The sequence below is a fragment of the Pseudomonas graminis genome (assembly GCF_900111735.1).
GTDB classification, from domain to species: domain Bacteria; phylum Pseudomonadota; class Gammaproteobacteria; order Pseudomonadales; family Pseudomonadaceae; genus Aquipseudomonas; species Aquipseudomonas graminis.
The window spans coordinates 32,152-45,269 of the sequence record NZ_FOHW01000039.1 but is presented as its reverse complement, the minus strand read 5'-3'; the positions used below and the strand labels follow the sequence as shown (position 1 = coordinate 45,269).

Annotated in this window: 10 protein-coding genes and 1 pseudogene; 5 read left to right on the top strand and 6 right to left on the bottom strand. The window is 60.3% G+C overall.

Annotated elements, in window-relative coordinates; genetic code table 11:
* Together BMY98_RS22355 and BMY98_RS22345 are read right to left on the bottom strand one after the other, a co-directional pair.
* Positions 1-767 (bottom strand): annotated as a pseudogene (locus tag BMY98_RS22355) (RHS repeat-associated core domain-containing protein); the annotation flags it as partial.
* A gap of 414 nt (positions 768-1,181) precedes the next feature.
* Entirely contained in the window at positions 1,182-1,625 is a 444-nt protein-coding gene (locus tag BMY98_RS22345; RefSeq protein WP_074892555.1) for a hemerythrin domain-containing protein, read from the bottom strand.
* 227 nt (positions 1,626-1,852) lie between these two features.
* On the opposite strand from BMY98_RS22345, the gene BMY98_RS22340 reads away from it, so the two are divergent.
* Positions 1,853-2,587, top strand: a complete 735-nt coding sequence (locus BMY98_RS22340) for an alpha/beta hydrolase (RefSeq protein WP_074892554.1) — start codon at positions 1,853-1,855, stop codon at positions 2,585-2,587.
* 47 nt (positions 2,588-2,634) lie between these two features.
* Entirely contained in the window at positions 2,635-3,234 is a 600-nt protein-coding gene (locus tag BMY98_RS22335; RefSeq protein ID WP_245760107.1) for an N-acetyltransferase, read from the top strand.
* A gap of 301 nt (positions 3,235-3,535) precedes the next feature.
* On the opposite strand, the gene BMY98_RS22330 is transcribed toward BMY98_RS22335, so the two are convergent.
* Complete coding sequence (locus BMY98_RS22330) at positions 3,536-4,714, bottom strand: MFS transporter (protein ID WP_074892560.1); 1,179 nt, start codon at positions 4,712-4,714, stop codon at positions 3,536-3,538.
* Positions 4,715-5,001: 287 nt separating this feature from the next.
* On the opposite strand from BMY98_RS22330, the gene ku reads away from it, so the two are divergent.
* Positions 5,002-5,919, top strand: a complete 918-nt coding sequence (gene ku / locus BMY98_RS22325; protein WP_074892553.1) for a non-homologous end joining protein Ku — start codon at positions 5,002-5,004, stop codon at positions 5,917-5,919.
* A gap of 60 nt (positions 5,920-5,979) precedes the next feature.
* On the top strand, positions 5,980-8,655 hold the full coding sequence (gene ligD, locus BMY98_RS22320) for a DNA ligase D (protein WP_074892552.1): 2,676 nt from the start codon (positions 5,980-5,982) through the stop codon (positions 8,653-8,655).
* Between the two features lie 239 nt (positions 8,656-8,894).
* On the opposite strand, the gene BMY98_RS22315 is transcribed toward ligD, so the two are convergent.
* On the bottom strand, positions 8,895-9,230 hold the full coding sequence (locus BMY98_RS22315) for a hypothetical protein (protein ID WP_074892551.1): 336 nt from the start codon (positions 9,228-9,230) through the stop codon (positions 8,895-8,897).
* Positions 9,231-9,457: 227 nt separating this feature from the next.
* On the opposite strand from BMY98_RS22315, the gene BMY98_RS22310 reads away from it, so the two are divergent.
* Complete coding sequence (locus BMY98_RS22310) at positions 9,458-10,372, top strand: aldo/keto reductase (RefSeq protein WP_083398865.1); 915 nt, start codon at positions 9,458-9,460, stop codon at positions 10,370-10,372.
* A gap of 60 nt (positions 10,373-10,432) precedes the next feature.
* On the opposite strand, the gene BMY98_RS22305 is transcribed toward BMY98_RS22310, so the two are convergent.
* Together BMY98_RS22305 and BMY98_RS22300 are read right to left on the bottom strand one after the other, a co-directional pair.
* Complete coding sequence (locus tag BMY98_RS22305; RefSeq protein WP_074892549.1) at positions 10,433-11,509, bottom strand: nucleoside hydrolase; 1,077 nt, start codon at positions 11,507-11,509, stop codon at positions 10,433-10,435.
* A 190-nt stretch (positions 11,510-11,699) separates the two neighbouring features.
* Positions 11,700-13,013, bottom strand: coding sequence for an MFS transporter (locus BMY98_RS22300; protein WP_074892548.1), 1,314 nt, complete (start codon positions 13,011-13,013; stop codon positions 11,700-11,702).
* Between the last annotated feature and the right edge of the window lie 105 nt (positions 13,014-13,118).

Below are 13,118 nucleotides of genomic sequence, written 5' to 3'. Positions count from 1 at the left end.
TTAACCGCTTCAGGCACGAGGTATTCAGCAGCGCCATTCACCGCACCCTTGCCCGCAGCAACACAAATATCTGCAGCCGCGACGAAGATATTGCCAATCGCGGCCTGAGGGTCGTAGGCCCAAAGATCGCCTGCGGCATGAGCCAACTGCCCCGCCTCAAGCAAATCGGCCTTGGCGTTCAGTTTGGGGTCTACCAAGCTCTCCAAGCCAGCAGCGATCTCAAACAGCACGCCTTCCCCAAGCTTCCCTGCATCCTCAAGAATCCCGGGAAGCTTCCCGTGCGCCTGAGTCACAAAATCATCAAGCGTCCCGACAATCGTGGCATTGAGGTGCCCGATCAGAATCTCGATCAGTGCATCGCCCAGCACCATCTTGCCGGCCTGCCGCATCTCCTGACGCACCAGAAACAGCATCGGCCGCAGGCTCATCCGCGCCGCCGCCATGCCCGGCGGGATGGGCACCATCCCAATCAGGTTGATGCCCAAACTGACCCAGTCCAGCGGGTCACGCTCGTCACTGGTCGCCAGCCGAACGATGTCGTTCAGCGCATCTACCAGCGCCATGATGTTGCCCACCACCGGCAGCCCACCGGCCAGGGTCTTGATCCGCTCAAGCGTGACAACCCCGCCGCTGATGTCCTGCAGCCAGGCATCGAAACTGGCCGCACCAAGACCAACGTCTTCAACCTGAATCAGATCAAGCGGAACGATCGCCACTTGCGGTTCGCGTTTATCGCCACCAACGGGAAGGTTTAAGGGGGTTGCCAAGGATGCTCTCCGTGCTCAAAAAACCATCCGAAAAGGCGTGAATACCAATCCGGGGGCCACGGAGATATCAAGGCTTGTGCCAGTTATGAATTAGCCAAGCAAAATCAATAGGTTAAGGAGGAAAATGACGGGTTTTAGCGAACGCCAACCCTAAGAACAAAGAGAAAGTGCGCAAGAAGTTGCGCACCCCTGCGCAACTTCTTGCGCACTCGTCTGCAGGCCATGCACGACGTGGCCTGCAGAGCATCTAGCAGCCAAATTTGAGCTTCGGAGTGCGCAACTTCTTGCGCACTCCGACCCATCCATAACCAACCACTCTTCACCACCAAGAGCGCATCGCCAGCAAAATACGGCAGCAAAATCACAGCCAAAAAAAAGCCCCGAACAGTCGGGGCTTTCAGCATTCAGAGCGGCTCAAGCTTCAGCCAGTTGCTCTTCATACTCCTTCTGATACTCACCGGCCAGCGACTCTTTCTGCTTGTCGTCCAGCAGTTTGCCCGCCGACTGGAAGAACTTCTGCTCTTCTTCCTTCAGGTGGTGATGAACCTTCTCCGACAGCTTCTTGGCCGTGGCCATCCAGGACGGGCTGGACATCTCGGTTTCGTCGAGCTCTTCCATCATTTCGTCCATTTCGTGATGCTCGGAAATGGCATGGCGGCTGAGGTCGATACCGTTGTCGGACTGCATCAGCGGTATATAGAAGAAACGCTCTTCGGCGATTGCATGGGCCTGGAGTTCAGCTTTCAGGTGCTTATAGACGTCGACACGTTCCTTGCTGTCGCCATGGGTTTGGATCAAGGCATCGGCATAGCCGCGTTGCCGGTCATGACTTTCTCTCAGGGCTTCAAAAATATTCACGGGTGCTCCTTGGTTCGGCGACGGACTGATGTGCTTATTCCTAGACCGCAGCGGGTATTCGGCCGTTCCGTTGTACTTCGAGCCTGTGCGTATTCCCCAACCCCCGCCAACATGAAAACCCTCCACCGTACAGCCCCCCGACAGCTCCATTCGATCACTGACGGGCTGACATTCGCGACATGCTGCGTATGATGAGTCCGACGTTTTTCGCAAAAAGGCTCACTACGATGATGAAGTTTTTCGCCGCGCTGCTTTGCATGTTCACTGGCATGGCCCACGCAGAACCTGCGCTGCTCACCGATCTAGCGCTGCCGTACGTGGCGGCGGCGCCCGCTGAATCCAAAGACAGACCCCTCATCATTTTCCTGCACGGCTACGGCAGCGACGAGCGCGACCTGCTCGATATCAAAAACGATCTCTCCCCGAGTTACACCTATCTCTCGGTGCGTGCGCCGCAGGAAGTCGACGGCGGTGGCTACAAGTGGTTCACCCAGGACACCGATCAGGCCGAATACGAAGGCGTGACCAGCGATGTCGACAAAAGCACCGACCTGCTGCGGACCTTTATCGAACAGGCCACCGAGAAATATCAGACCCAGCCCGATAAAGTGATCCTGGTCGGCTTCAGCCAGGGCGCGATGATGAGCTACCAGATCGGCCTGCAATACCCGGAACTGGTGCATGGCATCGCACCGCTCAGCGGCAAGATTCTCGCGTCCCTCCATTCACGCCTGAAACCCGATGAGCGCCTGAAATCGCTGAAAGTGTTCATCGGCCACGGCTCGGCCGACACCCGCGTGGCGTACTCGGGCGCAACCGACGCCAAGGCGGTGCTGGAGAATCTGCTGATCGTTCCCGAGTTTCATTCCTACGCCGGGGCAGGGCATACGATTACAACGGCTGAGGTGGCGGATTTGAAGCACTGGCTTCAGAGCCAGTTGAAGAGTAAGGCTGCTGATTGACCCAGCGGGCGCCGGCACTCACATAGATTTATTCGATTGCTATAGATATGTACCGCAAGAAGGCCGGATGCTTTCGTCATCATTTGCTGCTTTGGTACGCGGTGAATGTGGCAATGGGGAGACAGGGAAAGGGGACTGATCTGCGCAATCAGGTCCTCAAGTCAAAAGCGCGCGAACTGGTTAATCAAACCCTTGAGAGGTCCGTCGAAGTACGATCACTCGGTATAGACAGGGGGACTGTGAGATTCATGCCTATTGATCCCGCGGCGCTCGCAATCAGCGATGAATGGGAACGCTGCCCCTATCCTTGGCGGGCGGTGCCGGAATGGAAGCTCAAAGATCCGAAAGGTCTTGACCTCGCCTTGTGGCATGCTCAGGAGCTTTGCGGTTTATGTTACGCAACACCGCGTCGAAGCCGTTTGCGGATCAGCATTATCTTGCTGGAAGGTCAACCGACCGAGAGTCATCCCCTGAAAAGGTTGGTGGCTCCATTGATGTTGACGGCGGTAGGGGTTTACGCGCAGCTGCTGAGATGCAAAGTCATCCAGATCGAACGCCCCGAGCCAGGCGTCGTGAACTACTATCAGACACTGGGGTTCGAGTTCGACACCGCTGGATGCCTTGTTATTTCAGCCGATCGTTTCTAGGATGTCCCCCAGGACCAAAGCACGGAGGTGCTCATGAACATTAAGAAACGTAAGGCTAAAATTCGGGAAATGACAGAATTCCGTGCCGAAGCGCACAGGCGCGCTGCGGAATATGCTCAGGCTCAATTGCACTTTCTGCGCTTAGCGCTGGAGATCGGCAGAGACCTCGGACCCACTGGCCCCATGGCTGGGTTCAGGGGCTGAACCTACATAAGAAAACCGCCGAATTGGCGGTTTTTTCTTGGCCTGCAATCAGCGCCCCACGCCTATGGCCTGAGCATCCTGCGCGTGCCGTGCTCCGTTATTCATGGCGTGAGTTCTTCAAAAAACCCAACAACGCCAACACCGGAAATACACTCCCCACGATCACAATCCAGACCCAGCCACCATGGTCATACAGCGCGCTCGCCACCACCGAGCCGATCGCGCCACCGATAAAGATGCTGGTCATGTAAAGCGCGTTGAGGCGGCTGCGGCTTTTGGCATCCAGGGCGTAGACCGCGCGCTGGCCGAGGACCATGTTCATCTGCACGCAGAAATCGAGGATGACCCCGGTGACTGCCATGCCGATCACGGCGTATGCCGGTTCGATCAAGCTGGGCAGAAAGCTCAGCGCGGCAAATAGCATGGCGCACAGACTGGCGATGCGGGTGTGGCCGGCATCGGCCAGGCGGCCGGCGATGGGCGCGGCAATCGCGCCGATGGCCCCGACCAGGGCGAAGAGGGCGATCTGGCTTTGCGACAGGCCGTGATTTCGCGCGAGCTCAAGCGGCACGGCGGTCCAGAACAGGCTGAAGGTGGCGAACATGCACGCCTGATAAAACGCGCGCTGGCACAGAACCGGCTGTTTGCGCAGCAAGGTCCATAATGATTTGAGCAACTGGCCATAGGTGGCGCTGTGGGCAGGCTGATGTTTAGGAATGGTGGTCGCCAGCACCACGCTGATCAGCAGCATCACCGCGGCGGCCGTGCCGAACACCGCGCGCCAGCCGAAGTGGTCGGCGATGAGACTGGCAGCGGGCCTGGCCAGCAGAATGCCCAGCAGCAGGCCGCCCATGATGCTGCCGACCACGCGCCCGCGTGTTTCTTCCGGCGCGAGGTTGGCGGCGAGTGGCACTAGAATCTGCACCGCCACCGAGCTGAAACCCACCAATAGCGAGGCGAGCAGGAACAGATTGGGCGTTTGTGCGAAGGCGGCGCTGAGCAGGCTGAGAATGGCGACGCCGGTGGTGACGATCATCAGGCGGCGGTTTTCCAGCAAGTCGCCGAGCGGCACCAGGAAGAACAGGCCAAGGGCATAGCCGATCTGGGTCAGCGACACGATGAAGCTGGCCAAAGTGCCGGACAGCCCGATGTCCGGGGCAATCAAGCCAATGATGGGCTGTGCGTAATACAGGTTGGCAACGATCGCGCCGCAGCAGAAGGCGAACAGCGTCGCCAGGCCCTTGGTCATCGTGGCGCGGTGGGTTGCGGGAGAAATGGAGGTCATGGGGACACCGGTGAGTTCGCAGGCCTGGCCGAGACGGCTCTGGTAAGGCGTGCAGAAAAGAGTGGCGCGAGGTTAACGCTTTTTCATTGCGTTAAGAAGGGGCGCCGGGGAATAGCGCAGCGTTGATCCGTGCGGCGGGCAGCCCGAGACCGTGGCCGCGCAAAAGCCGGGCAGCCCCCGATAATAGTGACGCTCCGGTCGCTCGGCCGAAACTTTTCCGAGTGCGCTTCGGTCACTGCTTACACATACCCCCTCACACCCCATCGGAAATTAAAACTATGCCTCGGGCAATCTGGAAAGGCGCGATCAGTTTTGGGCTGGTGCATATTCCTGTGGCGCTGGTGTCGGCGACGTCCCGGCAAGGTGTCGATTTCGACTGGCTGGACAAGAGAAGCATGGACCCGGTCGGTTACAAGCGCATCAACAAGGTCTCCGGCAAGGAGATCAATAAAGAGAACATCGTCAAAGGCGTGCAGTACGAAAAGGGCCGCTACGTCGTCATCAGCGAGGAGGAGATTCGCTCGGCGCACCCGAAATCAACCCAGACCATCGACATTTTCGGTTTCGTCGACAGCGATCAGATTCCACTCCAGCACATCGACACGCCGTACTTCCTGGCCCCCGACAAACGCGGCGAAAAAGTCTATGCGCTGTTGAGACAGTCGCTGGTCGATACCGGCAAGGTCGCGCTGGCCCATGTGGTGATTCGCACTAGCCAGCACCTGGCGGCAGTGATGCCGCTGGAATCGGCGATCGTCCTCGTGCTGCTGCGCTGGCCCTCGGAAGTGCGCGGGCTCGACAGCCTTGAGCTGCCCAAGGAGGCCACCGACGTCAAGCTCAGCAAGAGCGAGCTGGACATGGCCAAGCGCCTGATCAAGGACATGAGCACCGAGTGGTCGCCGGACGCCGAGGAGTACCGCGACACCTTTCAGGATCAGATCATGTCGCTGGTGGAAACCAAGGCCCGCGAAGGCAAGATCGAGAACGTCGAGACCGACGCCGGCGACACCGAGCGCAAGTCGGCTGATGTCATCGACCTGACCGAACTGCTCAAGCGCAGCCTGGGCGGGCGCAGCGGCGCGGCCAAAGCGCCTGCAAAAGCCAAACCCGCGAGCAAAGCCAAGGCCGAATCAAAGGGTGATGGACCGGCGAAACGCCGTGCACCGCCCCGGAAGAAGACCACCAAGGCCTCTTGAACGCGTGTCCTGTTGTAGCGTTGAAAGATGCACCGTTCCACTGCGCAGAGGTTCATCGTTATGACAAAACCTGTGAGTGAATACACCCGCAAGCGCAACTTCGATGTCACGTCCGAGCCTGCGGAAAGCGAGGGCAAGACGCGAAGCAAGCAAGGCAAGGCGCTGAGTTTCGTCATTCACAAGCACGATGCGCGCAATCTGCACTACGACTTTCGCCTTGAGCTGGATGGCACGCTGAAAAGCTGGGCGGTGCCGAAGGGGCCAAGTCTGGACCCGAAAAACAAGCGCCTGGCGGTGCACGTCGAAGATCATCCGCTGGATTACGGCAGTTTTGAGGGCAGCATTCCCGAGGGCGAATATGGGGCCGGCGACGTGATTGTCTGGGATCGCGGCATCTGGCAGCCCCACGGCGACCCGCAGGAGACCTACAAGGCCGGCAAACTTAAATTCACCCTGATCGGCGAAAAACTCAGCGGCGACTGGGCGTTGGTGCGGACCCGTTTGCCGGGCAACAGCGACAAGGAACAGTGGCTGTTGATCAAGGAAAAGGACGACGCCGTGCGCTCGGGCGAAGACTACGACATCGTCGTCGACAAACCGGAGAGCGTGGTCAGTGGCGCAACGGTGGGCGAGGGACGTAACCCGGCCAAGAACGCCAAACGTCAATCGGCGGCGTCTGAACCCGCCAGTAAAACCTCGGCCAGTACGAAGCCCGCAAAAAAGCCAGTGGAAAAGAAAGCCAGAGCACCGTCGCCCAAAAAGAGCGGCGTGCCGGCCAAACTCTCGCCGCAGTTGGCGACGCTGATGGACGCTCCGCCCGAAGGTGAATGGCTCTACGAAATCAAATACGACGGTTACCGGATCCTGACCCGCATCATTGATGGCCAGGTGAAGTTCTTCACCCGCAACGGCAATGACTGGACCGAGCGCCTGCCCTTGCAGGCCAAGGCTGTCGGTGATTTGAAGCTGGACAACACCTGGCTGGACGGCGAGGTCGTCGTCCTCAACGACGCCGGGTTGCCGGATTTTCAGGCGTTGCAGAATGCGTTCGACATCGACCGCAGCATGGACATCCTCTATTACCTGTTTGACGTTCCTTTCCTGAATGGGGAAGACCTGCGCGAAACGCCCGTCGAAGACCGCCGCGCGGCGTTGAAGAAAGTGGTGGGACGACAGAAAAAGGGCCTGCTGCGGTTCTCCGAAGCCTTCTCGGCAGGCCATCGCGACATCATCGAAAGCGCCAGTCTGATGTCCCTCGAAGGCGTCATCGGCAAGCGTGCCGGCAGCGTGTACCAGTCCAAACGCAATGCCGACTGGATCAAGCTCAAGTGCAAGCTGCGGCAGGAGTTCGTCGTCGTCGGCTTCACCAAACCCCAGGGCGCGCGCAACGGGTTTGGCGCGCTGTTGCTGGCGGTGAACGAGGAGGGCGCGGGCCTGGTGTATGCCGGCAGGGTCGGCACTGGTTTCAATAAGCAGATGCTTGGCGAGTTGCTGGAGCAGATGAAACCGCTGGAACAGGACGCGTCGCCGCTGGAGAAAAAGGTGACCAGCGCCCAGGCCCGGGGCGTGCACTGGATAAAACCGACACTGGTGGCGGAAGTCGAGTTCGGCGAATGGACCCGCGACGGGATCATTCGTCACTCAGCGTTTGTCTCGTTGCGCAGCGACAAGCCGGCCAGCGAAGTGGTCCACGAGCACCCGATACCGCCGAAGGACATCAAAGCGCCGTTCAAGCCCCGTGCCGCCAAGGCCAAAGCGTCGAGCACCAAATCCGCGTCCAGTGCCGATTCTTCAGCCGAGAAATCCAGGCCGGCCAGCAGGCGCGCCGGCAAGGACCGCATCGAGGTGGCCGGGGTGATGGTCAGTCATCCCGAACGGGTGATCGACGCGGAGAGCGGCTTGCACAAGATCGAACTGGCGCAGTATTACGAGTCGGTGGCGGACTGGATTCTGCCGCACCTCGACCACCGACCTGTGGCGTTGTTGCGTTGCCCCGAGGGCGTGGAAGGCGAGCAGTTTTTCCAGAAGCATTCCGAGCGCATGGCGATCCCCAACATCAAGCAGCTGGACCCCAAGCTCGACCCCGGTCATGCGCGCTTGATGGGGATCGACAGCGTCAAGTCGCTGGTCGGTGCGGCGCAGATGGGCACCATTGAACTGCACACCTGGGGCGCGACCTACGACCAGATCGAGCTGCCGGACCACTTCGTCCTTGATCTCGACCCGGACGATCAGCTGCCGTGGCGCAGCATGATCGAAGCCACGCAGCTCACCTTGTCGACCCTCGACGAGCTGGGCCTTGATGCGTACGTCAAGACCAGTGGCGGCAAGGGCATGCACATCGTTGTGCCGCTGGCGCGCCGGGCCGATTGGGAAACGGTCAAAGCCTTTGCCAGGGCGCTGGCGCAATTCATGTCGAGGGAGTTGCCGGACCGATTCACCGCGACCTCCGGGCCGAAGAACCGGGTGGGCAAGATCTTTATCGATTACCTGCGTAACAGCCGGGGCGCCAGTACGGTTGTGGCCTATTCAGCCAGGGCGCGGCCGGGGTTGCCGGTGTCGGTACCCATCAGCCGTGATGAGCTGACCCAGGTGAAGTCGTCGGCGCAGTGGAACATCGCCAACCTGCAGCAGCGGTTGCGCAAGCTGAAGGCTGATCCGTGGGCCGGTTACAAGCACAAGCAGCGCCTGACCAAACCGATGTGGAAACGCCTGGGCGCAACGCCGCCGGCTTAAGAGCGACCGGACGCGCTTAAGCCATCAGGTTAAGGCGCGGAAGGTCCTGGGGGCGACGATTTCAGGCGCGCCTGGCACGCAGGATCAAACCAGGGTTTGCGTGCGCCGGCTCGCTGGCGAACCTGCGGGATCAGACACTGCATCAGTGACCGACCCAATGCGTTCGCCAGCAAGCCGGCTCTTACGGACCGAGTTGAAACATGGGCGGTGTGCGTCAGTCGCAACAATGCGCCATCCGATTACTTGACCCCGTCAGTCCGCTCGCCTACCTCAGCCGGATAAAACTCTCCGTCCAGCCCGGCGGCCAGCAGGCGTTCCCGTACCTGGGTTTCGACTTCCAGGACTTGGTCGGGGTTATCAATGTTGTCGACGACGAGCCAGACCGGCATGACGTTCTGGCCATGGGTGCCTTCGCTGAGCATGTCGTGGGAGAAGACTTGTTTGGCGCGCCACAGGCACAGTTCGTCATCGGTGTGGTGGGGTTCGCGAACGGCGGTCGGCGAAGTCAACCAGACTTCGGTGTAGGTGCGCAGGTCGGCGTTGGGGAGTTCGTTCAGGGTGATGACAGTTTTCATTTGGTGTGCTCCAGTGTTCAAGATGGAGTTGTGACGCATCGAGCGCACCAGCGTTCCCGCGATCTGCGCAGGTGGTCGTACCGACTTGAACCGACGGCGCGCGCAAGGGGTCGATCAATCACTGTGCGCTCACGTCAGCCCGACCCGGAGACATACCCGTGACCGACCGACACCTGCTCACCCGCAGACGACTGCTCACCCTGGCAGCAGGTGCCTCGGCGGCGTTGATGTTTGACGCAGCGATCGCTCATTCCGGTGCCATCGCCACAGCATCCGAACCACCACAACCCGGCCCATCGCCCGGTCAAGCAGGAGAACGGAACATGCTCACGCGAGACATTCCATCCAGCGGCGAAGCCTTGCCGATGATCGGACTTGGCACCTATCGCGGGTTCGATGTCGAGCCCGGCAGCGACGCGTACAAACTGCTGCCTGCGGTGGTGGATCAGTTGTTCCACGCGGGCGGGACCCTGATCGACAGTTCGCCGATGTATGGCCGCGCCGAGGAAACCACCGGCGAGTTGCTGGCGATCCATCAGCCGTCCTCGCCAGCGTTCCTGGCGACCAAGGTCTGGACCCGGGGACGTGACGAAGGCATCGCCCAAATGGAAGCCTCGTTCCGGCTGCTTCGGACCCAGCGCATTGACCTCATGCAGATCCACAACCTGCTGGACTGGAAGACCCACCTGCCGACGCTGCGTGAGTGGAAAGAGGACGGGCGCATTCGCTACATCGGTCTGACGCACTACACCCCGTCGGCCTACGCCGAGGTGGAAGCTGCGCTGAAGGCCGAGGCGTTCGATTTTCTGCAGATCAATTACGCGCTGGACGATCGCTCGGTCGAAGCGCGGCTGCTGCCGCTTTGCCGTGAACGGGGGGTGGCAGTGATCTGCAATCGGCCATTCGGTGGTGGCGGTCTGCTTGGGCGATTGCGTAACACGGCGCTACCGGGCTGGGCGGGAGAAGTGCAGGCCAGGAGTTGGGCGCAACTGGCGCTGAAGTTTCTGATCTCAAACCCGGCGGTGACGTGCGCGATTCCCGGTACGGGCAATCCGAAATACATGAAGGAAAACGCCGAGGCAGCCAGAGGGCCTTTGCTCACCGATGCCCAGCGCCAGCAGCTGACTGCCCTGATCGGCTGACACCGCTGCACCTGGACATCTTCTGCGTCGGCAAAGGCGAAGCGCGAGGAGCTGAAGCGATCAGCGTTTGACCGGCGCAGGCAAAGTGACCAGATTCACGTATGCATCCCAGAACTTCTTCTGGTCCACGGCGTACACCACTTTCGCCTTCTGCGTGCCGACGGGCGCGCCCTTCTTGTAGCCCATGGAGCGGCCGTAATCCGGTCCGAAGTGGGCGTCGACATCGACCCACAGGTCTTTGGACTCGGTGACCAGTTCCGGGTGCACCAGGTACAGCGCGGGCAGGCTGTCCCAGGTGAAGCTGCGATGGTTCGGGTCCTTGTCGAACTCAGGCCCCAGCACCGTTTTGTACAGCTCGGGAATCACGCCTTTGCTGGCGATGATGCGCTGGTAGACCGAGGCGTCGAAGATGACCTTTTCGCAGACATCGTTGGGGAAAATCACGTGCTCGATAGGCGAGCGCAGCACGATTTTTGCCGCCTCGGGGTCGAACCACCAGTTGAATTCGGCCGCTGGCGTCGTGTTGCCGGGAATCTCGATGGCGCCGCCCATGTAGACGATGCGTTTGATCAGCGGCACGATTTCCGGCGCGCTGCGAATCGCCAGAGCGATGTTGGTCAATGGCCCAACGGCAAGAATGGTCACTTCGTGAGGATTTTCCTTCACGCTGTCGACGATGAATTGCGCGGCGGATTTGCTGCGCAGTGCAGTGTGCGTAGCAAGCCCGTCCGGCGGGGATACCAGCTGCGAGGCCGAGGTCGGACGCGGGCTCTTGAACGCCCCCGGCCAGCCTGCGCCGAACAGGGCTTTTTCCTGTTCATAGGTGGCGAAGTCGTGCAGCAGCGGGTATGCCGCGCCGGAGTACACGCCGACGTCCTTTTCCACGCCCATGCGCTCGACCGCCTTCAGCGCATCGACCTGCTCCTGATCGATCCACGCGTTGCCACTGACGAGGGTCATGCCCAGCAGGTCGATGCGCTTTTGTGCGTGCAGTTGCGCCAGCATGATGAAGGCCTGGCCGTCGTCGTTGAGTACGTTGAAATCGGTGTCGAAGATGACCTTTTCCGCCGCCTGCAAGGAGGTCGCGGACAGTCCGAGCGTCAGGGCCAGGGCACAGCTTTTTAAAAACGCCTGCATGAGCGGTTTCCACCGTTGTTATTGGATGAATGCGATGAGCAGTGTAGGAGCGTGGCTTGTCCCGCGATCGGCTGCGCAGCAGTCGTAAAGTCAGACGCCCGTTGCACCTGATACACCGCATCTACCGGGTACACGACGATTGCGTCGCCGATCGCGGGACAAGCCACGCTCCTACAGGATTTAGATCTGATTATCTGTTCACCAGCTTCGCCGGCAACGCCACCACCAGCAAACTGCTCAAAATCAGGCACCCGGCAAAGAACCACAACGCCCCGGCGCTGCTGCCGGTCACGTCGATGGCGATGCCCATCATCGAGTTGCTCACCAGGCCTGCGATGTTCGCCAGCGAGCACGCCAGGGCAAACCCCGTCGCCGCCGCCCGGCCTTTGAGGAACGTCGCCGGCAGGCTGAAGAACACCGGCACGGCGCCAATGATCGCCGCCGAAGCGACGGCAAACAGTGCGACGGTCGCGACCACGTTATGGGTGAAGAACGGGCTGGCGGCCATGGCCACGGCGCCGATCCAGAACGGCACGATGATGTGCCAGCGACGTTCACGACGGCGGTCTGAGCTGGCGCCGATCATCAGCATGCCGATCAGCGCCGCCACGCTGGGCAACGCGGTTAACACGCCGATGTGGAAGGTGTCGGTGACCCCGGCGTTTTTGATGAACGTCGGCATCCAGAAGCCCATGGCGTAGGCGCTGAGCAGAATCGAGAAGTCGATGCCGCCGAGCATCCACACTTTCAGATTGAAGAACCCGTCACGAAAGCTGTGTTTGCTGTCTTTGCCCTCGGCATCGTCCAGGCGCAGTTCGCCTTCCAGCAACGTTTGTTCGGTGCTGTTCAGCCATTTGGCTTCTTTCGGATTATTCGGCAGCGCCCAGAACGTCATCACGCCGAGCAGCACGCTGGGAATGCCTTCGATCAGGAACAGCCACTGCCAGCCCCGCAGCCCGGCGGTCTGGTCGAAATGGCCCATGATCCAGCCCGACAGCGGACCGCCGATGACGCTGGAAAGTGGCAGGCCGATCATGAACAGCGCGATGATGCGGCCACGGCGGTAGGTCGGGAACCAGGTGGTCAGGTAAAACAGCACCCCCGGCAGAAAGCCCGCTTCAGCGGCGCCCAGGAGAAACCGCAGCACGTAGAACTGCGTCGGCGTGCTGACGAACAGCGTGCAGGATGACAGCAAACCCCAGGTGATCATGATCCGCGCGATCCAGATCTTCGCGCCGACCTTTTCCAGCACCAGGTTGCTCGGCACTTCGAACAGGATATAGCCGACGAAAAACAGCCCGGCGCCCAAACCGAATGCGGTCTCGCTGAAGTGCAACTGGTCGAGCATCTGCAGCTTGGCGAAGCCGATGTTGATGCGGTCCAGGTAAGCGGCCAGGTAGCAGAAGCACAGGAAGGGGATGAGCTTCCAGGTGATCTTGGTGTACAGCGCTTTGATCGGGTCCGCGGCTAAGTTTGCGGAGGTTTCTACATTCGCAGAGGGCATGGGTGTCTCCTGGCGGTTCTTCGACCGGTGGGCGCGGCGGCGGCTGATTTTGCCTGTGTTTGCGGTGTTGTCATATGGTGGAAGAAGCGGCAAGCGGTAAGCCTC

What these genes read in the sequence shown, in the direction of transcription:
- BMY98_RS22340 (WP_074892554.1), top strand. Translation starts at nt 1,853, where the DNA reads ATGATGAAGTTTTTCGCCGCGCTGCTTTGCATGTTCACTGGCATGGCC.
- BMY98_RS22335 (WP_245760107.1), top strand. Translation starts at nt 2,635, where the DNA reads ATGTACCGCAAGAAGGCCGGATGCTTTCGTCATCATTTGCTGCTTTGG.
- ku (WP_074892553.1), top strand. Translation starts at nt 5,002, where the DNA reads ATGCCTCGGGCAATCTGGAAAGGCGCGATCAGTTTTGGGCTGGTGCAT.
- ligD (WP_074892552.1), top strand. Translation starts at nt 5,980, where the DNA reads ATGACAAAACCTGTGAGTGAATACACCCGCAAGCGCAACTTCGATGTC.
- BMY98_RS22315 (WP_074892551.1), bottom strand. Translation starts at nt 9,230, where the DNA reads ATGAAAACTGTCATCACCCTGAACGAACTCCCCAACGCCGACCTGCGC.
- BMY98_RS22310 (WP_083398865.1), top strand. Translation starts at nt 9,458, where the DNA reads ATGTTTGACGCAGCGATCGCTCATTCCGGTGCCATCGCCACAGCATCC.
- BMY98_RS22305 (WP_074892549.1), bottom strand. Translation starts at nt 11,509, where the DNA reads ATGCAGGCGTTTTTAAAAAGCTGTGCCCTGGCCCTGACGCTCGGACTG.
- BMY98_RS22300 (WP_074892548.1), bottom strand. Translation starts at nt 13,013, where the DNA reads ATGCCCTCTGCGAATGTAGAAACCTCCGCAAACTTAGCCGCGGACCCG.